The sequence below is a fragment of the Paraburkholderia fungorum genome (assembly GCF_046027215.1).
Taxonomy (GTDB): domain Bacteria; phylum Pseudomonadota; class Gammaproteobacteria; order Burkholderiales; family Burkholderiaceae; genus Paraburkholderia; species Paraburkholderia fungorum_D.
On sequence record NZ_JAQQEN010000001.1, the window covers coordinates 2,812,821 to 2,835,690 of the forward strand.

Sequence of the window (22,870 nt, forward strand, 5' to 3'; positions counted from 1 at the left end):
CCCTCGGCAGCCGACGCCGCGAGATCATCAGCCTTCTCGCCTGGTTGCTGGCTCGGTTGCTGGCTCGGTTGCTGGCTCGGTTGCTGACTTTGTTGCGAGCTTTCAGTGGTTACAGCCATTTTGCTGCTCCTTCAGGAATGTCTTCCGCTGCGCCAAACGTCATGGCTCACGCCACCAGCATCGCGAGGGTTTCTGCAACGAGTGCAGGTTTATCTTCGCCATCGATCTGCAACTCGTTCATCGTCTTGATGAGGATGCGGCCGCCGCCCTTGCTTTCCGCCGAGACGAGCGTGACACGACTCCGCACACGCGCGCCCGCTTTGACGGGCGCCATGAAACGCACCTTGTCCAGCCCGTAGTTGAGGCCCGCCGACGCATCCTTGGGAACGATGCCGATCTCGATCGCGAAGCCCCCCAGCAACGACAGGGTCAAATAGCCGTGTGCGATCGTGCCGCCGAACGGGCTCTCGCGCTTCGCACGCCCTTCGTCCACGTGAATCCACTGTTTGTCGCCGGTACATTCGGCGAAGGCATTGATGCGCGCCTGGTCGACCACCACCCAGTTCGATACGCCCAGCTCGCGCCCCACGAAGTCGCCGATGGTGGCAACGCTGTAATTTTCCAAACTCATCGCTTTCGCTCCTGGAAATTTGCTTGCCAATCAGGCGAACTGCTCGCGCAACCACTTCTTGTTGATCTTGCCGACACTCGTCTTGTCGAGCGACTCGACGAACTTCACGGTCTGTGGCACCGCGTATTTCGATATCTTTCCAGATGTGCTGAACGACAGGACGTGCTGCTTGATGTCGTCCTCCGTGACGGCGAATCCCTCCTTGAGCACGACCAGCGCCACCGGCCGCTCGCCCCACTTGTCATCCTTGATGCCGATGACGGCCACTTCGGAAACGCCGTCGTAGCGCGAGATCAGGTTTTCGACCTCGAGCGATGACACCCACTCGCCGCCGGACTTGATCACGTCCTTGAGACGATCGGTGATCTGGACGTTGCCCGTCGGATCGATATTGGCGATGTCCTGCGTATGCAGATAGCCGCCGGCCCAAAGCTGCTCGGAAGCCTCGGGATTGTTCAGATAGCCCTGCGTGAGCCATGGTGCGCGCGCGACGATCTCGCCGGTGGCTTTACCGTCGTGGGTGAGATCGTCCATGTTGTCGTCGACGACACGCAGGTCAACCAGAGGAATCGGCCGGCCGGTCTTGCAGCGCAGGCGCAGCTGTTCATCGGCGTCGAGCTTTTCGGCGCCCGGCGGAAGTTGCGCGAGACTGAGTACGGGGCACGTTTCCGACATCCCGTAACCGACGAACACATCGATGCCCCGGTCCACCGCCGCCTTGGCGAGGCCTTGCGGCAACGCGCCGCCGCCGATGACGATCTTCCATCCATTCATGTCGGTCGCCTTGCCCTCCTCGCACGAGAGCAGCATGTGCAGGATCGTGCCGACACAATGCGAGAACGTGACCTTCTCTTCGCGCACGAGCCGTGCGAGCCGATCCGGCACATAGCGCCCGGGATAGACCTGCTTCACACCCAGAAGCGTGGCGATATACGGCATGCCCCAGGCGTGGACGTGAAACATCGGGGTGAGCGGCATGTACACGTCGCCACGATGGAAACGCTGTCCCGAGACAGGGCTCGCCAGTGCGCCCATCAGAGTGAGGGTGTGCAGAACCAGTTGCCGATGCGTGAAGTAGACGCCCTTGGGAAGACCAGTCGTGCCGGTGGTGTAAAACGTCGTTGCACGCGTGTTCTCGTCGAAGTCAGGGAACGTGTAGCTCGTGCTATGCGCCGCCAGCATCGCCTCGTATTCAGCCGAGAAGGGAATACTGTGTGCAGAAACTTCGCTGCCCGGCTCATCGATCCAGATGAAAGTACGCACTGTTTCCAGTTTGTCCTTGATCGCTTCGACGACCGGCAGAAAATCGGTGTGAACCAGCAGGACTTCAGCGCCGGCGTGATTGATCGTGTAGGCGATTTCCGCCGGGGACAGACGCACGTTCACGGTCTGCAGGATCGCGCCCATCATCGGCACAGCGAAATAGGATTCGAGGTAGCGGTGGCTGTCCCAATCCATCACCGCGACGGTGCTGCCGTGCTGCACGCCAAGTTGGCTCAAGCCGTTGGCGAGGCGTGCGATACGCTCGCGCAACGTCGCATAGGTCATGCGGAACTGATCCCGGTAGACGATCTCTTCGTCCTGCGCCTGAGCGAACGGCGTGAGCAACAGCTGCTTGATCAGCAACGGATAGGCGTAAGCATTGGACGCTGGCGTCTTGACTTCGTTGTGCATCGATATCTCCTCTAGTTCCAGAATTGGATTGCAAGCAATTGCCGCCCTGGTTATTTTTCTCGGCCTGCTCTGACTTCGCATTGGGACAATGATGCAAGTGTCGGGGATCGGAAAGTACCCCCTGAATGGGGGAGAGACGTGAATACAGCCGGGGGAGACGCGAGCCTCAAGGAGTGGTCGATGATTGATAAATCTCATCACAACAATCAGGGACGATTGTTGAATGACATCGGTCGATGCACCTATGATTGAGTCCAGCAATGACCAACTGGATCCTTTCCATGCCCATGACACATGTATCGATGCGCAGCGGCAAGCCTGCGCAATTTCGCAGCGCCGTTCTCAAGGGAATACACGAGACTCTCCACGAGGCAATGGGCGTCCACCCAGAGGCATTCTTCATGACCATGACGGAGCACGAAGACGCCAATTTCCTCGCCAACATGACCTTTCCGTTCAAACGGAGCCCGAATCTTCTGCTGATTCAGATCACGCTGACCGCCGGCCGAAGCGCCGACGACAAGAAGCGGTTCTATGAACGCCTCGTCGCAAAGCTTCAGGCCGACCCCGGCGTCGATCCCGCCGATGTGTTTATCAACATGATCGAGGTGGCCAGCGAAAACTGGTCTCCCGGTAATGGCCTCGCAGGCCGAAACTCTGTCATTAGCAGCCCCGCCGCTCCGGCAACAGCGGACGCCACCTGATCCATCATTTCCGATATTCGTGTCGCAACGCAGCTTTCATGTAGGAAAACGAAATGTCTAAACAGTACGCCACGCCCCTTTCGCCTCGCGGTCTATCCAGCGTGGCACCGCCGCCGCCCTGGCATTATTCCGGAGACTTCCTTGCGATCGAGTTCTGGGCAGATCCAGCCGCCGTGGCTGCCGTCCTCCCGAAAGGTCTGAGCGCGGATCCGGCATCGCCCGGCCACGCGAGCGCCATGTTTATCGACTGGCAATTCACGGGTGAGAATGACGAGTATCTCGACCCGGCGCGCTACCAATATCGCGAGTTTTTCATCCTGCTCGATGCCGTGTACGAGGGCAAGCCGGTTTCGTGGTGCCCTTACATTTTTGTCGACAATGACTCGGCGATGATGCGTGGTCTGATTCAGGGCTTCCCGAAGCGCCTCGCCCAGGTGCATCAGACTCGTACGTTCTCGGCGCCGAGCGCGGCAGCTGCGCAAGTCGCGCCGGGCGCGCGCTTCGCAGCCTCGGCGTCCGCTGCAGGGCAACGTCTGGTTCGCGCCGAGGTCAAGCTGGAATCCGCGCTCAGCGACCCATCGAAGCTCGCCATTGCGGGTCGTCCGGTGGTCAATTTGCGGTACTTCCCGCGTCTCGCCGCGGGGCAACATGAAAACCCCGCGGTCAACGAGCTCGTTATGTCCGTCATGGATAACGCGAAGATCACCGATGTATGGGGCGGTGAGGGCAAGCTCTCGTTGCCGTTCGCCGAGGGCGAGGAAGTTTCCGATCTGCAGCCGGTTCGGGTCGGCGCCGGGTTTCGCGGCTCCATGTCCTATACCGTGACCGACCTCAAAACCCTCGTCGACAACACGAACCAGTAACGCGTGAAGCGTAGGGTTCGTCACGCTCCCCTCGTTTGCTCGAGGGGAGCGTTTCGCATGTGGATCACACTCTCACGGGCCGAAGATTTCCGCCTGTCGCCCGTCATTTAGCCATCCACATACTAAAAGTGGTCGGTACCTCGACCCACAGGGCCAATCGACAGCCGCGGCGGGCGCTTGCATGGCGCGTGGTCCAGCGGACGCTCTCCGCCCACTTTGCTCCAATCTTGCATTGCAATTTTCCACACGTATAGAATGACGCGATATTCCCGTTCAGCGGCCCGAACCCGATAACGGGTTGGAGACCTACGGCCGGGCGGTTTGATACGAACGCATTGGAAGCTGCACAGACCTGTGGTTTTCCGTCGCGCTTTCAGCACTTATGGACATTGACTGCTTCAGATGGCGTTCATGACCGACACGTCCGCGGAGATGCGGACAAACGAGTGGTTCTGCTCCTTGCCTGCGAACGAGCAGGAGGCGCTTATCCAGCGAAGCGAATTGATCACGCTGCACCCTGGCGAATATCTGTTTCGCCGCGGCGATATGCCGAGCGGCTTCTGTGGGCTCAAGAATGGCAGACTGAAAGCCTTCACGCTTCGCGAAGACGGCAAGGAAGCGATCCTCGCAGTCATCGAACCCGGCAACTGGTTTGGACAGACCTCCATGACCGGTCGTCAGCCACGCGCGCGTGATGTCGTAGCGATCGAGCGCGCCACCGTCTTCGTGGTCAGGACACCCGCCTTTGACGAGCTGATGCAGAGTCAGGTGTTCGTCCGGGCCATCGCCGAATTGCAGTCCATCCACATGAACTGGCTTTATCGCCTGGTCGAAGACGCCACCCTCCATTCGACGCGCGCGCGCATTGCCCGGCGCCTGCTGCTGCTCGCTTCGGGCGACGTGACAACGTGGCAGGAGAGTCGCGAAGACATCAGCGTCTCCCAGGACACCCTGGCCATGATGCTCGGCATCACACGCCAGACGCTGTCGCTGGAGCTCAAGGCAATGGCCGAAAAAGGAGCGATCGCTCTCCGGTATGGTCGAATTGAAATATGCTCGAAAGATATCCTCTCGTCCTTTCAGGATGGTCAGTGATCGCTCCCGCCGTCACCCTAGAACAGATGCCGCAAGCCGGCCGTGATGCCTAGCTGGGTCGTGCCATACGCCGAACTCAACGCGTTGATGCCCTGGAACTGGGCGCCAACCATTCCGCCGCGATACAGCGAGTAGTCGACTTCAAGATAGGTATCCGTGCGTTTCGACCAGTTATAGTCTGCGAGCAACTGGAATTGTGTCGAGTTCCCGTCGGCTGCTGGCGTCTTCCCGGTCTGAATCGTGCGCCATACGTTCGCGGAGAGATGCGTCGCGTCCCCTATCAGCTGCGTGACCCCGCCATAAAACATTTGCCGGGCGCTGAATGTATTGAATTTAAGCGCGGTCAGTTCCGGCGCGGTGAACGGACCGTTAGGAAAATTGCCGACAAACCCGGCATCCTGCCTGTTCACGGCCCAGCCGGCATTGACTGTCGTATCGCCGAACGAATAGGATCCGCCAGCGGTCCAGGATTTGAAGTGCGCGGAACTGTTCACGGCATCGCGCGAGTCGAGGTACGCGGCAGCCAGACGTATTGGTGCGCCGGGCAAAAAGAGAATCGATGCCCCAATCTGACTTCCCGAACCAAATGCGCCTGCATTGCCGCCAAACGCATACGACAGCTCAGCCGTCAGGTATTGCCATCGCGCCGCATATTTGACCATGTTGCTGGTCCACACACCCTGAGCCATCATGACCTCGGGCCGGAACTGGTAGAAGGTCGGCAGCCATGCATTGCTCACGAAGGCGCTCAGAACAGCGTCGGAAAATGGGTTGATCTGACGCCCCATGGTCAACTTACCGTAACTGCTCGACTGCAAGCCTACAAAAGCCGTATTGAAGAACGGATAGGCGGGGTCGGTCGCCCCGGTGTTCGGAAAGAAGCGATTTTCCAGCTGGAATACGACCTTTGTGCCGCCACCAATGTCTTCCGTGCCCTTGAATCCCCACAGGCTCTCGTTTGCGCCGTTGGCGAGCTGCACGCGAGAACCGCCTTGCGGATCCGCATGAGTCGTGTAGCGAATGCCTTCATCGACGACGCCGAAAAGCGTGACCGACGACTGCGCCGCGGCTGAGACGGAGTACAGCGTTGCAGCGGACAGAATGCCAACCAGCAGGCCGGCCTTGCGTCGATGCCGCTCTTTTCCCAGCACTCTCCTTACCTTCCTCATCTCCAGACTCCAGATATTGTGTTTATGTCGTACTACGAACCATATGAACCGTATTTCCAACCTGCTTATTGCCAGCCGGGTACGAGCGCTCGCTTGCTTGCTGAATTCTTTTTATTGCGTGGCTCACCGGCCGGGACGACTTGATTAACCTGCCGGTTTGACGAAAGCTTCGCCCTCGGATGGCCTGGTACGGATCAAGGCGTTGCGCCCACAACCACACGTTGCCCGGAAACCTTCACTACAACTGCCAGAAACTTTACATTCCGCGCCGCGAACCCATCGAACGCCGCGGCGCGCCTTATGCCGTCGCATTGGAAAGGCACACGGGGATAACCCTAGGAAACCTCCCGAGATCGCGTTTCATCTTCCTGTAGCAGTCGCCACTGGATCTTTCCGCTCGCCGTACGAGGCAAGCTGGCGGCAAACTGAATGACACGCGGGACTTTATAGGAGGCCATGCGCTCGCGGGCCCATGACATGATTTCCTGTTCCGTTACGTGTTCGCCGTTCCGAAGCACGATGATGGCCTTGACCGATTCGCCTCGGCGCGGATCATGAGTCGCAATGACACAGGTTTCCTGTACGGCAGGATGCTCGAATAGCATGGACTCAACTTCAGCCGGCCAGACTTTGTAGCCGGATGCGTTGATCATGCGCTTCAGTCGATCGACAACGAAGAAGTAGCCGTCCCGATCCACGTAGCCGAGGTCGCCGGTGCGCAGGTATCGCTTCCCATCGATCAGAACGAAGGCATCTTGCGTGGCTTCTGGCGACTTCCAATAGCCATCGAACACTTGCGGTCCGCTTACGAGGATTTCACCCGTTTCTCCTTCGCCAAGTGGTTTCAGCGTGTCTGGATCGACGACGAGTGAATACGTATTGAAGATTGGCACGCCCATACACTGTTGCTTGCTGTGCCGCGGCGGATTGATGTGAGTCGCCGCCATTGTTTCGGTGAGACCATACCCTTCTACGTACGGCACGCCCCAGCGCGCCTGAATCTGCTGCGCGACAGCCTGCGGCATCGCCGCCCCGCCCCCGCTCAGATATGTCATGGAACTCAGATCGAACTTGCCGACGCCCGCAAGGTTCAGCAGGTCGATGACCATGGTGGGAACGCTTACCCACGTGCTCACCCGATAGCGTTCGATCAGATGTGCGGCGCACCCCGAGTCCCAGCGGGTCATGATCACCATCGTCGCGCCGATGAATATCGGCATGTTCATGCAGTTCTGCATGCCGGTGACATGAAACAATGGCACGGAGCACAACATCACGCTCTCATTCGCGAGATTCGGCCATTCGGCGCATGAGACCGTTGAATGCATCACGCTACGATGGGTGTGGATGCACCCTTTGGGACGCCCCGTGGTGCCGGACGTGTACGGAATGACCGCAAGATCGTCGGGCCCGGATTCGTGGTCGCGCGGCACACACGCACGGGCAAGCGCGTCGTTCCAGCTGATGAGAGCAGCATGGCCGTCGGCAGATTCTGCACGACACTGCGACCCGGCCGATGTCAGGACGTCGGGCAGCGGCAGATCGGTCGGGTCGCGAAGATAGTCGGCGTAACGGGCGGAGATAACATGGCCTACGTGAGTGGTTGGGAGCGGCCGTACGTGTTCCAGAAGCTCTTCACCGACAAAGGCGACTCTCGCCCCGCTATCTTCAAGAATGTGTTGCAGTTCCGAAGCCCGGTTCATCGGATTGACGGGCACGACAACCGCATCCGCGCGCAGCACCGCATAGAAGGCGATAACGAATTGCGGACTGTTCTGCATGTACAGGACGACGCGCTCACCTCGGGCGATCCCGCAGTGTTGCTGCAGGAATCCCGCCATTGCGTCGACTTCGGATCGCAACCGCCGGTAGCTTACGGCACTACCGTAATAGAGGATTGCGGTCTTTTCCGGATGGCGGTTCGAGGTGACTTCGAGGTTCGTGTACAGCGATGTCTGCGGCGCGGATAAATGGCGCGGCATGCTGACCGGCTGACGCGTTGATGTTGCCGTCATGTCTACTCCGAGCATGAGACGAATTCAGTGATATGGCGTAGCGCCTTGAAAGCGCTTGCCCGCGTCACGGGCAAGCGTCCGTGACGCAGGCAGGATCTGCCCACGCCGACGATGCGTGAGCAGGTTGTCGCATCCGTACCTGGCGGATGCGTCTCTCTAGTTCTGAAGGAACTGGCGGCTCCACTGGCCGATTTCTTCGAGCGTCCCGGCGGCTTCCGGCAGGAACGGGAAGAGCGTGAAGACATGAACCGAGTCGGCCACCATCTTCAATGTCACGTTCGCGCCGGCTGTCCTTGCCCGCTGCGCAAAGCGGGTCGTGTCGCTTTCCAGTACCTCGCCCTCGACCGCTGAAAGGAACACTGGTGGAAGGTCCGCAAGGTCCGCGAACAGCGGCGACACCATCGGATCGGTTGGCTCATGGCCCTGGAAGTAAGACGCGACGAGATTGGACAGCGTTTCGCGATTCGCCGCCGGATCGTCTCCCGAATTGGCCTTGACGGAGGGGCCGTTCAGCGTGAGGTCGGTGAGCGGGCAGATTGCAATGACACCGGCCGGCAACGGCAGAGCCGCGCGACGTAGCGCAGCAGCCAGCGCCAGAGCGAGGCCGCCCCCGGACGATTCGCCGCTCAGGAATACCGTCGACGGATCGACACCCGAGGCGAGCAAACCACGATAGGCGCTGAATGCGTCATCGAATGCCGCCGGATACGGATGCTCGGGCGCGAGGCGATAGTCGACCGTGTAGCACGGACCATTGAGCGCACGCGAGAGACGGCTTGCATATTCAGCCGAGCTCTGCGCCGACCCCAGCACGTAGCCGCCACCGTGGAAGTGCAATACAGTTGCCTTCTGCGCTGCTCCCGCTGCAACCACCCGCAACGCGCTCACGCCGTGCAGATCGACATCCGTCACCTCGGTGCCTGCGGGTGCCGGGAACTGCTCCAGAAGGAACCGTTCGTAGGCTGCACGCTGCCCCCGGTCGCCACGCGCAATGTCATCCGGTTTGAACACGCCCTTCCAGAGATCGAAAGCGCGCTGGCTCTCGGGGCGCGCCATGCGCTTTCCTTCGCGTGCCGCGCTCAGGCCCACGACCTCGCCCGGCGGCAGCTTGACGGCCTCGAGGATGTCGTGCCCCCAGGCAAACGACCACGATGCCTCAGCCAGCGGATCGATACGCGAGAGTCCCTTCAGTCGTCCGTTGCGTTGGTGTACACGCGCCTCGTCGGGCTCGTGTGCCCAGTCGACGACAAAACGCGCGCCCGCCTGAATCCGCGTCGTACGCGGCTGGCGGCGCCGTTCGTATTCCAGCAGCGCGTCCTGAACGCCAGCCGGGCCATGATTCGCGAGACAGGTGGCGAGAACCCAGGCGTCTTCGATCGACTGACAGGCGCCTTGCGCCAGGTAAGGCACCATCGCATGCGCGGCGTCTCCGAGCAGGGCGATCCGGCCGGTACTCCAGTTTTCGATCGGATCCCGGTGGTACATCCCGGTGATGAAGGTTGAGTCCACGGCCTTCAGCATTTTCTGGACGGTCGGTTCAGAGCCCTCGAACGAGCGACGCAGTTGCGCGACGTCCCCTGACTGCGTCCATGACTCCCGGCTCACTTCGGTTGCCGGCACCGACGCAAGCACGCTGTAGAGGTCCTTGCGAACCCAGTAAGAGACGATATTCCTGCCCACGCCGAACCAGTTGTTCCCGGCCACCGGCAAGTTCAGGCCTGCGAGCCGGTCAGCGGGAATGAGCGAGCGCCACATCAGGATGTTGGCGAACTGCTTCTCTTCGGGTCCCCGTAGGGCCGTGCGAACGGCAGAGTGAATGCCATCGGCGCCGATCACGGCGTCGCCACGAATCACTTCGCCATTTTGCAGCGTGACGTAAGCACCCTCCTCGTCCTGAGACACCGACGCGCATTCCGCCCCGAGCCGGATCCCATTGGGCGGCAGGGCCTTCGCGAGCAGCGCGACCAGGTCGGCACGGTGGACGTTATAAAGCAGCGCGCCGTAACGTGCCGCAGCCTCCTCGCCGAGTGGCGCAACGTACAGAAGACGCCCGGTCGACAACTCGAGGTAGTCAAAGCGCGCCGGCACAGTTGCAATGCTCGCCAGCGCAGGTTCGAGTCCCAGTTCCCGCAGCACAATCGTGCCGTTCGCAGCGATCTGGATGCCTGCGCCGACCTCCGTCAATTGCGGGGCACGCTCCAGTACAATCGGCTCGATGCCGTGGCGCAGCAGCGCCAGAGCGGTTGTTAACCCACCAATGCCTCCTCCAACAACTATGACCTTCATGCTAAGTTTCTCCTGTCTGGTTAGTTATTGCAGTGTAGTTAATTAACTCGACACGGTAAAGTAATGACGACGCCAGGGAAAACCCTTCGCTCGGATGGGGCGGAGACACGAATTCGCCTGAAAGAAGAAGCCCAACGCCTGTTCGCGCTGCGCGGACTGGACGGGGTTTCGGTACAGGACATCATTTCCGCCGCGGGGCAGCGCAATAGCGCCTCGCTGCGCTACTACTTCGGAAACAAACTTGAACTGGCACGCGAGCTGGTCGTCGACGGTGCGCGCCTGATAGACGAAGACCGTCAGGCGCGGCTCGACAGGCTGGAGGCAGAGGGTGGGATAAGCGTGCGAGCGGTGTTGGGCGCGCTACTTTTTCCGATGCTTGGTCTGGCGGATCGTACGCGTCAGGCAACCTACATTCGCATGATCGCCAACTTGCAGTTGAACAACCGCGCGTTCTTGCGCGAGGCGCTGGAAAACAAATGGAATCTGGGTTATCAGCGTTGCAACGCCCAGCTCCGCAGCCTGCTTTCCTCTATTCCGCCTGCAATCGTCGATCACCGACTGTCGCTCATCGGTATATACGGCAATGCCGCACTGGCAGCGTGGGAAGCGAGTCGGGACCATGACGAGGCGGGAGGACTCTGGTCGCCGCCATACGCGGTGTCCAGCTTGATGGACACCTTTGAAAGCGTACTGACGGGCGAGCCATCGGAAGAAACGCGGTCCCTGCTGGGCGGCTGACGGGGGGCGCTGGTCGGTTCACCAACGCACCGGGAATCCCCCTCCCCGCAAGGTCACGCTTTAAAACTGGCCACGCCGCGTTACGCCGCGATAGACAGCGTTTCGTACGGCACGTCCCGCTCGACAAACTCGCTATACAGCGCACCCGTATAAAGCAGTCGCATTTGCGCTCCGATCTCGCAGGCGCGCAGACAACGCGCCTGGAGCTCATAGGTATCGGCTTGGGTCAACACGATCTGATAGCCGCGCTCCCCATGGATTTCATCCGAGACGATGTGGAGGTCAAAGAACTCGACCTCTTCATCGGTGAACTTGTACTGCTCGCGCAGGGTGGGCGCCTGCTTGCGATAGATCGACGGCACCTGCGACTCCAGTCCGATGACAATCCCCGCGACAGCAACAACCGGATTCTCACGCATCGCCATCGAATAGCACCAGCTCTGCAAGCCACGCGCTGCCGGCAGCACGGATGCGCCGCTGACGACACGTTCGCGGGATGATCCGCAGGCCTCGGCGAAGCGAATCAGGAGATCGGTATGGCGCACGCCACCAATCTCCTCCTCGTACATATTCGCGAGCAGGAAGTCCTTCATTTCGACGTACTCTTGCGGCGCCCGCGAATAGATGTAGCCGAGATAATCGGCGAAAGGCCCCACATAGTGATAGTGATTCTCCGCCCAGCTTGCCAGGTGCTGGCGACTCAGCTTTCCCTGAGCCCACGCCATACTGAACGGTGACTGATTAGCACTCCTTCCGCGAACCCGCTCTTCAAGCGCCGTTCGAAAGTCTTCCTGATTCAACAAAGCAGTCATGCCCAACTCCTGTTAGGTGGTCAAACAGCATCGACTTGCGTGATGCTGATCGCCGACGTTGGCGAGTGAACTCATCATAGGCGTGGCAGGCCAGCATTGACACGTCATCTACGTTTCTGATGTCTCCCCCCGATATTGATGATGGCGTTGACACGGCTCCTTCCGCTAGACGACATTGAGTGTCAACCGGCAACGCGTTTCGCAGCGCTGTCCCCGACATCGGTCTACCTATTGCCAAGACACGTCTATGCCCAAGATCACTTTCCACAAAGGTGGGCAAATCATTGAGGGTGAAGTGCGCCCCCATACCAACCTCGTTGTGCGCGCCGGCATCAAGCAGTTTCCTTATCCGCACCTCGACTACGAGTGCGGCATGGGCAAGTGCTCCAAATGCATGTGCAAGGTGCTCAAGGGCGCGGAGCATCTCGCCGAGCCCAACTGGAAGGAGAAGCAAATGCTAGGCGAGCGTCTTGGAGACGGTTATCGGCTCGCCTGTCAGATCTGGATCGAACACGATGTCGAGCTTAGCCAGGAAGCGCACGAGCGCGTTTCCTGAGCGAGCCCTGAGCGAGTGATGAAGGAGACCACCATGTACATCCTGCTAACGAGCAAGCAAGGACATTACCGAACCGAAATCAGCCACGGCCTCGTCGCCGCGGAGATCTACAACTATCTCTTTTGCGGCTCTGTGCGTATTCAATTCGTGATTGCACAGCTTGCGGAGGCCACGAAGATTCGGGTGATCGACGAGGGACCACCCGAAGCCATCAACCTCGTTCCATCGAAGTTCTTTCCTCGCTTCGACGATTTGACGGCAGCGCGTCACGCGCTCGCCGAACTCACTTCATTCGCCCAACTTGACGCGCAACTCGTCAAGGTTCTCCCTTAGTCTTAAAACGGGTGACAGACATGATCTGCATTACTTTCATCAGCAACCAGAACAAGGTGGTTGAGGCACCGGAGAATTCCAACCTGCTCCGCGCTTCGCTTCGTTGGCAGGGTGGTATTCCATTTAAATGCGGCGGTGGCCTGTGCGGGACTTGCAAGTGCCGCATCGAAACGGGCGTTGAGCATGCCGACGCTGTCAAGCCGAAAGAGCGCCAGCATCTCAGCACCGAGGAACTTGCCGGAGGCTATCGGCTAGCCTGCCAGACCTTCGTCAATGGCAATGTCGGCGTTTCCTGGTGAGGCGGGCAAGCCATCCTGATACCCCATCCTCATGAACCCTGGCGTCGCCCATCAAGGCGTCGCGTTATGACTATCCGAGCGAGCCATGTCCACCCCAACCAGCTATCAGACCCGACTCATCGCACGAACTACCATCGCCGAAGACACTGTGGCCTTTGAGCTCGAACGCCCTGCCGATTTCGCATTCGAAGCGGGCCAGTTCGTGAGCTTGCGGCTTTCCGATTTTGCGTTAGCCGGCGAGGATGACGGAGAACGGATGCTGTCCGTTGCCAGTACGCCGCACGAGTCGCGCCTCATCTTCGCGATGCGCATGCGGGACACACCATTCAAACGGCAACTCGCGGCGTGCGACATCGGCACAACCTTTCTGCTTAGTCCGGCAATGGGGGACTTCGTCCTACCGGACGATCCCACTACGCCAATCGTCATGATCGCGGGCGGCATTGGCATCACGCCGTTCTACAGCATGTTGAATACGCTGCGGCATCGCGCGGAACAGGGCCTGGTGGTCCCGCCGGTGACACTGGTCTACGGCAACCGCACGCCAGCCGCCGCGTCGTGGCGCGAAGCGCTCGAACAGCTAACCCAGACACTTGCGAACTTCCAGCTGGTGCACGTCTATGGCGACGGCGAAGCGTGGACTAGCAGCGAGTTGGACGCCAACCCACGCATACGTGGTGGACTCATCACTGCGGACGTCATCAAGGAGATTGACGGTTGGCGCGAGAGTCAGTACTTCGTTGTCGGCCCAGTCGCCATGGTTGCAGTCATGCAAGACTGCCTCGACGACTGCGGCGTTCCGCCCGGGCACGTCACGATCGAATTTTTCGCGGGGTACTGACATGTCCGACTATCAGGAATCGGCCGATGAAACGACCGCAGTGACACACGTGCCGCTCGCAAACGCCGCAGGAGAAATATGCGTCTATCGAAGCGGCCATGCGGGAGCCCCCGCCATCGTCATGACGCATTCCATTCTCTCGAGCAGCGCGATGTGGGCCACGCAAGCCAGGCTGCTCGCCGCGCGCGGCTGGCAAGTCCTGTGTATCGACGCACGCGGCCATGGCGCCTCGTTCGCGCGCCGCTCGCCCGACACGATGAGCGACATCGTGTCGGATACCGTCACCGTCCTCGACGCCCTCGGGCTGGAGAAAGTCCACTACGTAGGCCTCTCGCTCGGAGGCATGGCCGGATTCGGGCTGGCACTGCACCATCCCGAGCGGCTGCAAAGCCTTTGCCTGTGCGATGCACGCGCGGATGCTCCGCCCGATGTTGCCGCCCCCTGGACCGATCGCATTGCAATCGCCGAGCGCGAGGGATGTGAGGCGCTCGCGGACTCCACGCTCGAACGCTGGTTCGGCCGCGAGTTTCTCGAGCGGTCCCCGAGTATTGCCGCCTCCTTCCGCGAAATCGCGGCGTCGACGTCGACGGCAGGCTTCACCGGCTGCGCCCGCGCAATTCAGGCGCTCGACTATCTGGCTGAAGTCAATCGAATCGAGATCGAGACGACCTTGATTGTTGGGGAAAAAGACGGCGTGCTTCCGGAAGAAATGGCAAAGATCGCTGCGCTCATGCCGCGCGCAAGGCTGGAAGTCATAGGCGGCGCAAGGCACCTGCCCAACATCGACCAACCGGACGCGTTCAATCAGGTATTACTCCGCCATTTCGAGCGCATTGGCACGAATTGCCGATAACAACCCCACATTCTGCCAGGCAAGCAAATAAGCAAGCAAGCGACTCCGATCGCACCACACAAGGAACACACGATGAAGGTTCACAACTGGATCAATGGTGAACGAGCAGGAGGTCCCCTCGCACCGAGTTTCGACCCATCCAACGGGGAATTGATCGGCGAATTCGCCGCGGGCGGCGCCATTGAAGCAGCCGCTGCCGTCGCCGCCGCGCGTCACGCATTTGACCGTACGACCTGGCCTCAGGACGCCCGCTATCGCCAACGGATCCTGCTCGACTGGGCCAACGCTCTCGAGCGCGACGTGGAAGGCCTGGCGCGACTGCTGACAAGGGAGAATGGTAAGCCGCTTGCCCAGGCGCGCGGCGAAATGCTCGCTGCAATCTCCGAAATCCGCTACTACGCTGGGCTCGCGCGCCACATTCCGGGCCACGTACTCGAGCCCGAACCCGGGGTTTTCTCTACGATCCTGCGAGAGCCCGCCGGCACCGTCGGCATTATCGTCCCCTGGAACGCCCCTGCGGTTCTATTAGTCCGATCGGCGGCGCCGGCGCTCGCAGCAGGCTGCACGCTCGTCATCAAGCCGGCAGCGCAGACGGCGCTCTTCCTCTGTACGTTACTTGACTCGCTAGTGCGACTTGCTATTCCGCCTGGCGTCGTCAACGTGGTAGCGGAGAGCGGTCACGAGGTCGCCGAATATCTGGTGCGGTCCACAGATATCGACGTCATCAGCTTCACCGGTTCCACCGCCACAGGAAAGAAAATCATGGCGACGGCCGCGGAGAGCGTCAAGAAGCTCTCCCTTGAACTGGGCGGAAAGTCGTGCTGTGTGGTGTTCGAAGACGCTGACGTTCAGGCAGTCGCACCGCGTCTCGCTCAGGCGGCCACCATCATTTCCGGCCAACAGTGCACCGCGGCGCGCCGCGTGCTTGTTCATGCCTCGCTGGCGCCGGCGATGCGCGACTCGCTGCGCACTGCACTCGGAACATTGCGACTCGGTCCCGGGCTTGCGCCCGACACGCAGATGGGTCCGCTCATCGACGAGACGGCGCGCAATGCAGTCGCCCGAATGGTCGAAGAAGCCTGTGACCAGGCTGACTCGGTATTACTGAGAGGGGGCGTTCCTGACGGAGCCCTCCGCCATGGTTCATTCCTGAGCCCAACGCTCGTCGAGCATCGCGACCCGAATGCGTTCTTTTGCCAGGAAGAGATCTTCGGCCCGTTCGTTACGCTTGAAACCTTCGAGACGGAAGCGGAGGCAGTGGCAAAGGCGAACAACGCCATCTTTGGCCTGTCGGCAAGTGTCTGGACGCACGACGGCGCCCGTGCCATGCGTGTTGCCCGGGCGCTGCGTAACGGTACGGTATGGATCAACGACCATAACAAGCTGTTCGCCGAAGCGGAGACGGGTGGCTACCGCCAAAGCGGGCTAGGACGGCTTCACGGCTACGAGGCTTTGGCCGATTTCACGGAACTCAAGCACATCTGTCTAACGGCTGGCGTGTCGTTACCCGACCAAACGACAGGGAAGTGAGCGATTGACGGGGCGCATAAGCGCCCCGTCAATCAGTTGAACACGACGCCTCGACTGCAGAAGAAAATGACTCGCTGGGCGCAGCGGAACCAACCCGGATTTGTGAAACGATCGTATCGATCAGCACTTGTACCGCCGCCCCGAGCGGACGCTCGGCAGGACTAATCCGTACGACCCGGCGCGCTATTGGGGGCGTCCCGACTGGACACATATCGACCCTCCCGTCTCTCACCGCTCGCTGAACCACGACGCTCGGCAGGACTGCTGCAAATCGCGTCGTCGCAACCAGCTCCACAATCGCGTTGAGCGCGTCAATCTCGAACTTGGGTGTCAATACGATACCCGCTTGCCGGGTAACCTCGTCCAGCACGTTGCGAAGCCCGTGCCGACGTGTGGGCAGCACCAGCTCGAAGTCCTGGAGGCGGGATAGTTCAAGACCCGGAGGCAGCGGCGAATTCTGACGCCGGCTCGTGATCAACACCATCTCTTCGTCGAGCAGGGGCTCAGTGTTCAGTCGCAGTTTGTTCCTGGGACTGTTGATGATGGCCGCGTCCAGTTGACCGCTGGATACCCAATCGATCAGCGTCGCGCTGTAGCCGACCGAAATGGTCACTTGCACATGCGGGTAGCGTTCGTGAAAGCGCATCATGGCCTGAGCCAGGACGCTCTCCGCAATCGATGAGATCAAACCAAGCGACACGTGGCCGGAGATTTCGCTCTCGCGGTGCAACAGCTCGTCCCGCGCACCGGCGATATCACTCAAAATCGGCACGAACAGTTTGTACATGCGCCCGCCGGCCGGAGTCGGCGACATGCCATGCGCTCCACGTTCGAAGAGGGCTTGCCCTAGCTCTTTCTCGAGCCGGCCAATCTGCATGCTAAGCGCGGATTGAACGATACCTAAGCGCTTCGCGGCGCGAGTAACCGAGCCGTCTTCGAAGAGCGCGACGAAGTATTCGATCTGACGAAGATCCATGGCGCTTCCCTCGTGTCGTATTCAATCTGCCAGTGCACTACACACCATTACTGGCTGCCAAAGACGCATAACGGTTGTATTGCGTCCATGCATTCCCGCCGCTAGCACTCAACGTCATCGCGCGTCGATAGTACAGACCGATGTCATGTTCATCAGCGAACCCGATGGCCCCATGTAACTGTATGCAGGTGTCCATGACTCGAGTCGCCGCCTCAGCTGTACGCGCCTTGGCGGCGGCCGCCGCCAGAGCGCGGCGCTTTCCCGTCGCGCCAAACGCATGGGCCGCCTCACCGACCAGCGCCCGGCATGCTGCCACTTCTACATACGCCGAAGCCGCGCGATGTTGCAGCGCCTGGAAGGTGCCGATTGGCACACCGAACTGCGTCCGTGTCTTCAGATACTCGACCGTCAGCGCCAACGCTGCGTCCATCGCGCCGACCAACTGAGCGGAATCGCCGAGCAATGTGATGTCGCTCGCAAACGCGAAGTCATCGGCACCGACGTCGAGTATCTTTCCGTCGCGCCAGGTGTCGCGCGAAAGGGTGACATCGGATAAGGTTGAACCATCCACGCACTCATGGTCCAGCCGCGTCAATCCTTGTGCATCGAGTCCGATCAGGTGGACGCCATCCTCCTCCGCGCTGGACACCGCGATCATCGAACCTCCGGCAAGGTCGGGAACCGTCGCAAGAAAGCTCTCCTCATGGAGGCTGGCCTCGGCGATTGTCATTCGGCTGGTCCCCTCCATGACGGCCGGAAGCTCAATGGCATTGGCACGCGCGAGAAGCCAGGCACCCGCAATGGTGGAGATGACCGGTTCCGGCATGAGCGCGCTGCCAATGGCGTCACCCAGTACCACCACCGCCCGAGCGTCAAGACCCAGTCCCCCCTGAGATTCGGGCACCAGCATGCCGAACCACCCCATCGCCGCAATTTGACGCCATGCCGACAAGTCGGGCGCCGGCCACTGGTCGCGCACCTTGCGCGCTCGCGCGACTCCTCCTATTCCCGTAGCGAAGTCACGGGCACTGCGACTGATCATCAGGATCTCTTCGCTGACGGCGTGAATGGCTTGTTTTTCGCGGATATTCATGACGTTCCCTTCTTCGGTCGCGCCGAACGCGGCAATTCAAGCACTTTCGATGCGATGAGCGTGCGCTGGATTTCGTTCGTGCCACCGTAGATCGATAGCCGGCGCGATTGCAGATACATTTCCGACAGATCGACACGATTCCCGTCGCCGTCGCGCAGCGGCATTTTTAAAGCAGCGTACTCGCCAGCCAATTCCTGCGCGAAGGCCAGAATCTGTTGGACCGTTTCCGTAGAGAGGATCTTCAGATATGCGGTGGCCCCATCCGTGCCCTCGCCTTGCGTTTCCGCTGCGCTCAGATAGGCTGCGACCAGCGTCTCAACGGCGACCTCTGCCTGCGCGAGACGATGCCGGGTATGCGCATCATTCCTGCCCAGGTGAGAAACAACGCGACGCAGACGCTCCATCGCCTTGAACGCCAACGCCGGAGCCCCGAGCCGAAGACGCTCCTCCATTAGCACGGCAGTCGCTACTGACCATCCGTCTCCCAGCTCGCCCACCACGTTTTCGAGTGGCACGGCGACGTCGTCGAAGAACACCTCGCAGAACTCGTCATCACCCGCAATCGTTTCAATTGGACGGCGTGTGACGCCGTCGCTATGCAAGTCGATCAGTACGAATGTAATGCCGTCCCGACCTGCGCTTTCCTGCCCCGTGCGCACGAGTGCGAACATCCAGTCAGCGTGATGACCCCAGGTGGTCCAGATCTTGTGGCCGTTGACGATGAGCCGGTCGCCTCGCACCTCGGCACGTGTGCGCAAGTTCGCAAGATCGGACCCGGCGCCGGGCTCGGAATAGCCCTGACACCAGATCACATCACCGGCAAGAATCGGCGGCAGGTGGCGCGTCTGCTGCACCGGGTTGCCGCGCGCCATGAGCGTCGGACCGATGTGGTTTAAACCTTGAGTCGGGAAATCGGGTGCCCCCGCACGCGCCAACTCCTCCATCAGGATGATCTGCTCCACCGGCGATGCGCCCATCCCGCCGAAGGTTTGCGGCCAGTGGGGAGCAACCCATCCGCGCCCGGACAGCTTGCGGTACCATCCGAGCGCCTCCGCGTGTGATGGACGAAACGTCAAGTCCCGAAGCTCGGGGGGCACCGCACCAGCCAACCACTCAGCCACTTCCTTGCGAAACGCGGCCTCCCCTGCCGATTCCTGCCTCAACATAGGTGTCCCTTGCGATCAGCTATAGAACGCCGTGTCGCAACACGGCGCATGCCTGGTTCGATGTAGCTTCGTCGAGGCGCTCGCGCGCGAGTTCGCGAAGCTGTGCCTTCAACACCTTTCCCAGTGAACTACGAGGGAGCGTGTCGATAAAGAACACATGGCGCGGCTTTTTGTAACCGGCGATACGCTCCTTCGTGTGCTCGATCAACGTCGCCTCAGTGACAGCGGTGCCCGCGCGCAATTCGACAAACGCCGCGACCGCTTCCCCGTAGATTTCGTCAGGTACGCCAATGACTGCGGCATCAGCCACGGCTGGGTGTTCTATAAGAGCCAACTCCACTTCCTTTGTGTAGACATTGAAGCCGCCGCTCAGCACCATGTCCTTCTTTCGATCGACGATGTACAGGTATCCATCCACGTCGAATTTCGCGAGATCGCCGGTACGTACCCACCCATCCGTAATCGCCGCAGCCGTTTCGTCAGGCCGGTTGTAGTAACCACGCATGGTTGTAAAGCGCCCCGGTTCGCCCGAGCGCACCAGGATCTCGCCGACCGTCTCAACAGGGACCACGTTGTCCCGCTCATCTACGAGTTTCACCTCAACGCCGACCGTCGGCCGCCCCACGGATGCCGGATGCGAAAACTGTTCGTCATGCGTCAGACTCGTGATAGAGCCAACTTCCGTCATGGCGAAAAACGAATGGAGTTGCACCGCCGGCAACAGATCGATCATCTGACGCTTCAGTTCGACTGGAAACGCCTCGCCGGTGACGATCACGTGACGCAAGCTGGCGCAACGCGCCGGCGCTGCTTTCAGCACCGGCAGCAACATCCGGGCGACCGTCGGCACCATGCCCAACGCGGTGACCGCTTCGCGCTCTATGACAGACACCGCCTCTTCGGCGTCGAAGCGCTCCATCACCACCAGGGTCGCGCCGAGATTGAACGCGTTAAGAAGGCGTGCCAGGCCCGTCCGGTGCGCAAGCGGCGTGGTGACGAGGAAGGTATCGCTGTCGCTGATTCCCCATTCCATGGCATTCAGGAACCCGTGTTGCACAACGCAATTTGCGTGCGTAATCACGGCTCCCTTGGGACGCCCGGTCGTGCCCGAGGTATAGAGGATCATGCAATCGTCGCAAGTCAGCGGCACCTCCGGGAGAGACTCGTCGGTTGATTGCGCCAGCTCAGCAACCGTCTTCGCACCCTCGAGGCCCGGAGCCTCTGAATTCCCCGCCAGCAGCAGACGAACCTGCGGGAAGCGAGCGCGAAGCAACGCGATTGCCTCCACGTTGCCAGACGGCACCACGGCGACTGCCGGCACGCTGTCTTCGAGGAAATAGCTGAGTTCCTGCAGTGTCAGCCTCGTGTTCACCGGCACGACCGTGGCACCTAGCATGAAGGCGGCATATAGCGCCTGCGCGAATTCAATGCTGTTCGGCAGATAGATCAGCACCCGCTGGCCCGGCTTGACACCCCAATGATGCATACCGCTCGCCAATGCATGGCAGTCCGTGACGAACTGACGATACGTGAGCCGACGCGCGCCGACACGAATGCACGTCTTGTCGGGAACGCGCTGCGCACGGGCCCGCAGTAAGGTTTCGAGTCTCATCGTGCCTCCTCAGGCCAGCCTGAAGGCCGGGTACCGGCTGTCACCGTCGAGCGTGTCCCACTCGAGCTTCACGCGCTTGCCAATCGCCAGATCCTCCGGGAGGCAGCCGAGGACATTTGCAATGATGCGCACGCCCTCGTCCAGTTCGACAGTCGCGACACACAACGGCAGGCGGCCATCGAGGCCTGGGCCGGGAATGCGAACGACCGTGAAGGCGTAGATCTGGCCGTTACCGCTGACCTCGCGCCATTCAAGCGTGCGCCGACCCGTATAGACGCTGACCGGACGCGGATAGTGCTGAAACCGTCCGGCCTCCGTGCAGTATTGCAGCTTTAGCTTGCCTTGTTTGATCCCATCCCAGAACGGCTTGGTGTCGGTGTAAACATTCGCACGCGGGACTGGTCGTGCTGCCGCTTCAGTGGTCTTTTCGGCAACGGATTGAACTTGGCTCATGTCATACCTCCAGAATCATTGCAGAGCTGGTTCCCCAGTTCCGGCCATAGGGGATCACGCCAATGCCGGTCACCAGCGCATTACGGGCATCAGGGACCTGGGTGGCGCCGCCTTCTCCAAACAACTGGCGGACAGCTTCGGCGAGATTCAGGCCGCCACTTGCCAGACCGGGCTGTCCCGCCGAAATTTGCCCCCCGCCCGTATTGAGTGGCAGCTCGCCCTTGTGCGAGAGGTCGGTCGCCAGGACGTAAGCCGAGCCCTGACCGCGATCGCAGAAGCCGAACGCCTCCATTTGCATCATCACAGCGATGGTGAAGTCGTCGTATGGTTGAAACATGTCGACGTCAGCCGGCTTGAGACCGGCCTCGTTCAACACACGCGGTCCAATGCGAGTGAAGCCAGACTGGGTGATATCCGCCAGCGGGTCGTCACCGTTGAAGTTCGTCACCTCGCCATACGCAACCGGATACACGACTTTCGAAATGCCCAGTTCTTGCGCCTTCTTTTCGGTCATGACGAGAAACGCGTTGGCCCCGTCGCAGAACATCACGCTATCGAGCACGCGTAGAGGATCGGCGACAATGCGGGACTCGAGATAGGCTTCCATCGTCAACGGCTTTTTGAACTTCTCGCAGGCGTTCACGTTCGTCAGCGCGTGGGTACGCTGCGTGATGGCGATCTTTCCGAGCGCCTCTTCCTTCAGCCCGTACTGGTGGGCATAGCGACTCATCAACAAGCCGAAGGTGGCTGGCGGGCCCTGAACACCTGCCGGATCCTGAAACTCCGAACGGAATGCACCATAGTTGGATCGCCAGTCGGTGCTCGGTGCGTCGGCCGACATCACCACCGCTATTTCGCACATCCCGTCACGAATGGCCGACATGGCACGGGCAACGCCACCGGTTGCCGAACACCCACCCATGCCGCCATAGTTGAGCCACGTCGGCGTGAGCCCGAGCGCTTCGGTCATGTACACGGCAAAGAACGGGTTCGAAGCTTCGCTGAGCGCGGTCGTAACCGACAGTCCGTCAATCATGCTCCGCTCAATACCGGTCCTTGCAAGCAACTGATCCAGTGCCTCGCCGGCAATGTCGTACGCGCTCCGGCCAGTCCGGAAGCCAATGGGGGTCTCAGCGTACCCCGCGATCACCATGTCACGCTTACTCATGAT

At 60.5% G+C, this 22,870-nt stretch carries 22 protein-coding genes; 10 read left to right on the forward strand and 12 right to left on the reverse strand.

Translation table 11 applies throughout. From position 1 onward, the window contains the following. Positions 1–166: 166 nt before the first annotated feature. Both PQR27_RS12440 and PQR27_RS12445 read right to left on the reverse strand, forming a co-directional pair. Complete coding sequence (locus tag PQR27_RS12440) at positions 167–631, reverse strand: MaoC family dehydratase (protein WP_408523942.1); 465 nt, start codon at positions 629–631, stop codon at positions 167–169. 30 nt (positions 632–661) lie between these two features. Continuing rightward, the gene (locus tag PQR27_RS12445; RefSeq protein ID WP_408523943.1) at positions 662–2,305 is read right to left on the reverse strand and encodes a fatty acid--CoA ligase; all 1,644 of its coding nucleotides are present in this window, start codon (positions 2,303–2,305) and stop codon (positions 662–664) included. Positions 2,306–2,565: 260 nt separating this feature from the next. Here PQR27_RS12445 and PQR27_RS12450 point away from each other — a divergent pair, with 260 nt between their 5' ends. From PQR27_RS12450 to PQR27_RS12460, 3 genes are all read left to right on the forward strand, one after another. Further along, positions 2,566–3,009, forward strand: a complete 444-nt coding sequence (locus PQR27_RS12450; RefSeq protein ID WP_408523944.1) for a tautomerase family protein — start codon at positions 2,566–2,568, stop codon at positions 3,007–3,009. Positions 3,010–3,062: 53 nt separating this feature from the next. Continuing rightward, positions 3,063–3,872, forward strand: coding sequence for an acetoacetate decarboxylase family protein (locus tag PQR27_RS12455; RefSeq protein ID WP_408523945.1), 810 nt, complete (start codon positions 3,063–3,065; stop codon positions 3,870–3,872). A 411-nt stretch (positions 3,873–4,283) separates the two neighbouring features. Then, entirely contained in the window at positions 4,284–4,967 is a 684-nt protein-coding gene (locus PQR27_RS12460) for a Crp/Fnr family transcriptional regulator (RefSeq protein ID WP_408523946.1), read from the forward strand. A 17-nt stretch (positions 4,968–4,984) separates the two neighbouring features. On the opposite strand, the gene PQR27_RS12465 is transcribed toward PQR27_RS12460, so the two are convergent. The 3 genes from PQR27_RS12465 to PQR27_RS12475 form a co-directional block, all read right to left on the reverse strand. Further along, the gene (locus tag PQR27_RS12465; protein ID WP_408523947.1) at positions 4,985–6,136 is read right to left on the reverse strand and encodes a porin; all 1,152 of its coding nucleotides are present in this window, start codon (positions 6,134–6,136) and stop codon (positions 4,985–4,987) included. 335 nt (positions 6,137–6,471) lie between these two features. Next, positions 6,472–8,151, reverse strand: coding sequence for a long-chain fatty acid--CoA ligase (locus PQR27_RS12470; protein WP_408523948.1), 1,680 nt, complete (start codon positions 8,149–8,151; stop codon positions 6,472–6,474). Between the two features lie 156 nt (positions 8,152–8,307). After that, complete coding sequence (locus PQR27_RS12475) at positions 8,308–10,437, reverse strand: alpha/beta hydrolase fold domain-containing protein (protein ID WP_408523949.1); 2,130 nt, start codon at positions 10,435–10,437, stop codon at positions 8,308–8,310. Positions 10,438–10,500: 63 nt separating this feature from the next. On the opposite strand from PQR27_RS12475, the gene PQR27_RS12480 reads away from it, so the two are divergent. Then, the gene (locus tag PQR27_RS12480; protein ID WP_408523950.1) at positions 10,501–11,175 is read left to right on the forward strand and encodes a TetR/AcrR family transcriptional regulator; all 675 of its coding nucleotides are present in this window, start codon (positions 10,501–10,503) and stop codon (positions 11,173–11,175) included. A gap of 80 nt (positions 11,176–11,255) precedes the next feature. On the opposite strand, the gene PQR27_RS12485 is transcribed toward PQR27_RS12480, so the two are convergent. Continuing rightward, positions 11,256–11,987 (reverse strand): iron-containing redox enzyme family protein, encoded by a 732-nt coding sequence (locus tag PQR27_RS12485; protein ID WP_408523951.1) that lies wholly within the window; start codon positions 11,985–11,987, stop codon positions 11,256–11,258. 247 nt (positions 11,988–12,234) lie between these two features. Between PQR27_RS12485 and PQR27_RS12490 the strand changes: the two genes are divergently transcribed. The 6 genes from PQR27_RS12490 to PQR27_RS12515 all read left to right on the forward strand — a co-directional run bounded on the left by PQR27_RS12490 (position 12,235) and on the right by PQR27_RS12515 (position 16,399). Beyond that, entirely contained in the window at positions 12,235–12,543 is a 309-nt protein-coding gene (locus PQR27_RS12490) for a 2Fe-2S iron-sulfur cluster-binding protein (RefSeq protein ID WP_408523952.1), read from the forward strand. Positions 12,544–12,576: 33 nt separating this feature from the next. Beyond that, positions 12,577–12,876, forward strand: coding sequence for a ferredoxin (locus PQR27_RS12495; protein WP_408523953.1), 300 nt, complete (start codon positions 12,577–12,579; stop codon positions 12,874–12,876). A 20-nt stretch (positions 12,877–12,896) separates the two neighbouring features. Continuing rightward, positions 12,897–13,175, forward strand: a complete 279-nt coding sequence (locus PQR27_RS12500) for a 2Fe-2S iron-sulfur cluster-binding protein (protein WP_408523954.1) — start codon at positions 12,897–12,899, stop codon at positions 13,173–13,175. An 85-nt stretch (positions 13,176–13,260) separates the two neighbouring features. After that, entirely contained in the window at positions 13,261–14,016 is a 756-nt protein-coding gene (locus PQR27_RS12505) for a ferredoxin--NADP reductase (RefSeq protein ID WP_408523955.1), read from the forward strand. A 1-nt stretch (position 14,017) separates the two neighbouring features. Continuing rightward, on the forward strand, positions 14,018–14,869 hold the full coding sequence (locus tag PQR27_RS12510; RefSeq protein WP_408523956.1) for an alpha/beta fold hydrolase: 852 nt from the start codon (positions 14,018–14,020) through the stop codon (positions 14,867–14,869). 72 nt (positions 14,870–14,941) lie between these two features. Continuing rightward, positions 14,942–16,399, forward strand: coding sequence for an aldehyde dehydrogenase family protein (locus tag PQR27_RS12515; protein WP_408523957.1), 1,458 nt, complete (start codon positions 14,942–14,944; stop codon positions 16,397–16,399). Positions 16,400–16,427: 28 nt separating this feature from the next. Here PQR27_RS12515 and PQR27_RS12520 read toward each other — a convergent pair whose 3' ends face one another. Genes PQR27_RS12520 through PQR27_RS12545 form a run of 6 tightly spaced genes read right to left on the reverse strand, consistent with a single transcriptional unit; the run spans position 16,428 to position 22,867 of the window. Next, positions 16,428–17,375: a LysR family transcriptional regulator gene (locus tag PQR27_RS12520; RefSeq protein ID WP_408523958.1), complete on the reverse strand. Its 948-nt coding sequence runs from the start codon at positions 17,373–17,375 to the stop codon at positions 16,428–16,430. Positions 17,376–17,412: 37 nt separating this feature from the next. Further along, positions 17,413–18,468 (reverse strand): acyl-CoA dehydrogenase family protein, encoded by a 1,056-nt coding sequence (locus PQR27_RS12525; RefSeq protein ID WP_408523959.1) that lies wholly within the window; start codon positions 18,466–18,468, stop codon positions 17,413–17,415. After that, positions 18,465–19,634 carry an acyl-CoA dehydrogenase family protein gene (locus PQR27_RS12530; RefSeq protein WP_408523960.1) on the reverse strand — a complete coding sequence of 390 codons (1,170 nt, stop codon included), beginning with the start codon at positions 19,632–19,634 and terminating at the stop codon, positions 18,465–18,467. Before PQR27_RS12530 ends, PQR27_RS12525 begins: the two co-directional genes overlap by 4 nt. A 19-nt stretch (positions 19,635–19,653) precedes the next feature. Further along, complete coding sequence (locus tag PQR27_RS12535) at positions 19,654–21,246, reverse strand: class I adenylate-forming enzyme family protein (RefSeq protein WP_408523961.1); 1,593 nt, start codon at positions 21,244–21,246, stop codon at positions 19,654–19,656. Positions 21,247–21,255: 9 nt separating this feature from the next. After that, positions 21,256–21,699: a Zn-ribbon domain-containing OB-fold protein gene (locus tag PQR27_RS12540; RefSeq protein ID WP_408523962.1), complete on the reverse strand. Its 444-nt coding sequence runs from the start codon at positions 21,697–21,699 to the stop codon at positions 21,256–21,258. 1 nt (position 21,700) lies between these two features. Beyond that, positions 21,701–22,867, reverse strand: coding sequence for a thiolase family protein (locus PQR27_RS12545; RefSeq protein ID WP_408523963.1), 1,167 nt, complete (start codon positions 22,865–22,867; stop codon positions 21,701–21,703). Positions 22,868–22,870 lie beyond the last annotated feature (3 nt).

Bases quoted from the DNA above. Each gene is read 5' to 3' on its own strand.
- PQR27_RS12440 (WP_408523942.1), bottom strand. From the start codon at position 631: ATGAGTTTGGAAAATTACAGCGTTGCCACCATCGGCGACTTCGTGGGG.
- PQR27_RS12445 (WP_408523943.1), bottom strand. From the start codon at position 2,305: ATGCACAACGAAGTCAAGACGCCAGCGTCCAATGCTTACGCCTATCCG.
- PQR27_RS12450 (WP_408523944.1), top strand. From the start codon at position 2,566: ATGACCAACTGGATCCTTTCCATGCCCATGACACATGTATCGATGCGC.
- PQR27_RS12455 (WP_408523945.1), top strand. From the start codon at position 3,063: ATGTCTAAACAGTACGCCACGCCCCTTTCGCCTCGCGGTCTATCCAGC.
- PQR27_RS12460 (WP_408523946.1), top strand. From the start codon at position 4,284: ATGACCGACACGTCCGCGGAGATGCGGACAAACGAGTGGTTCTGCTCC.
- PQR27_RS12465 (WP_408523947.1), bottom strand. From the start codon at position 6,136: ATGAGGAAGGTAAGGAGAGTGCTGGGAAAAGAGCGGCATCGACGCAAG.
- PQR27_RS12470 (WP_408523948.1), bottom strand. From the start codon at position 8,151: ATGACGGCAACATCAACGCGTCAGCCGGTCAGCATGCCGCGCCATTTA.
- PQR27_RS12475 (WP_408523949.1), bottom strand. From the start codon at position 10,437: ATGAAGGTCATAGTTGTTGGAGGAGGCATTGGTGGGTTAACAACCGCT.
- PQR27_RS12480 (WP_408523950.1), top strand. From the start codon at position 10,501: ATGACGACGCCAGGGAAAACCCTTCGCTCGGATGGGGCGGAGACACGA.
- PQR27_RS12485 (WP_408523951.1), bottom strand. From the start codon at position 11,987: ATGACTGCTTTGTTGAATCAGGAAGACTTTCGAACGGCGCTTGAAGAG.
- PQR27_RS12490 (WP_408523952.1), top strand. From the start codon at position 12,235: ATGCCCAAGATCACTTTCCACAAAGGTGGGCAAATCATTGAGGGTGAA.
- PQR27_RS12495 (WP_408523953.1), top strand. From the start codon at position 12,577: ATGTACATCCTGCTAACGAGCAAGCAAGGACATTACCGAACCGAAATC.
- PQR27_RS12500 (WP_408523954.1), top strand. From the start codon at position 12,897: ATGATCTGCATTACTTTCATCAGCAACCAGAACAAGGTGGTTGAGGCA.
- PQR27_RS12505 (WP_408523955.1), top strand. From the start codon at position 13,261: ATGTCCACCCCAACCAGCTATCAGACCCGACTCATCGCACGAACTACC.
- PQR27_RS12510 (WP_408523956.1), top strand. From the start codon at position 14,018: ATGTCCGACTATCAGGAATCGGCCGATGAAACGACCGCAGTGACACAC.
- PQR27_RS12515 (WP_408523957.1), top strand. From the start codon at position 14,942: ATGAAGGTTCACAACTGGATCAATGGTGAACGAGCAGGAGGTCCCCTC.
- PQR27_RS12520 (WP_408523958.1), bottom strand. From the start codon at position 17,375: ATGGATCTTCGTCAGATCGAATACTTCGTCGCGCTCTTCGAAGACGGC.
- PQR27_RS12525 (WP_408523959.1), bottom strand. From the start codon at position 18,468: ATGAATATCCGCGAAAAACAAGCCATTCACGCCGTCAGCGAAGAGATC.
- PQR27_RS12530 (WP_408523960.1), bottom strand. From the start codon at position 19,634: ATGTTGAGGCAGGAATCGGCAGGGGAGGCCGCGTTTCGCAAGGAAGTG.
- PQR27_RS12535 (WP_408523961.1), bottom strand. From the start codon at position 21,246: ATGAGACTCGAAACCTTACTGCGGGCCCGTGCGCAGCGCGTTCCCGAC.
- PQR27_RS12540 (WP_408523962.1), bottom strand. From the start codon at position 21,699: ATGAGCCAAGTTCAATCCGTTGCCGAAAAGACCACTGAAGCGGCAGCA.
- PQR27_RS12545 (WP_408523963.1), bottom strand. From the start codon at position 22,867: ATGAGTAAGCGTGACATGGTGATCGCGGGGTACGCTGAGACCCCCATT.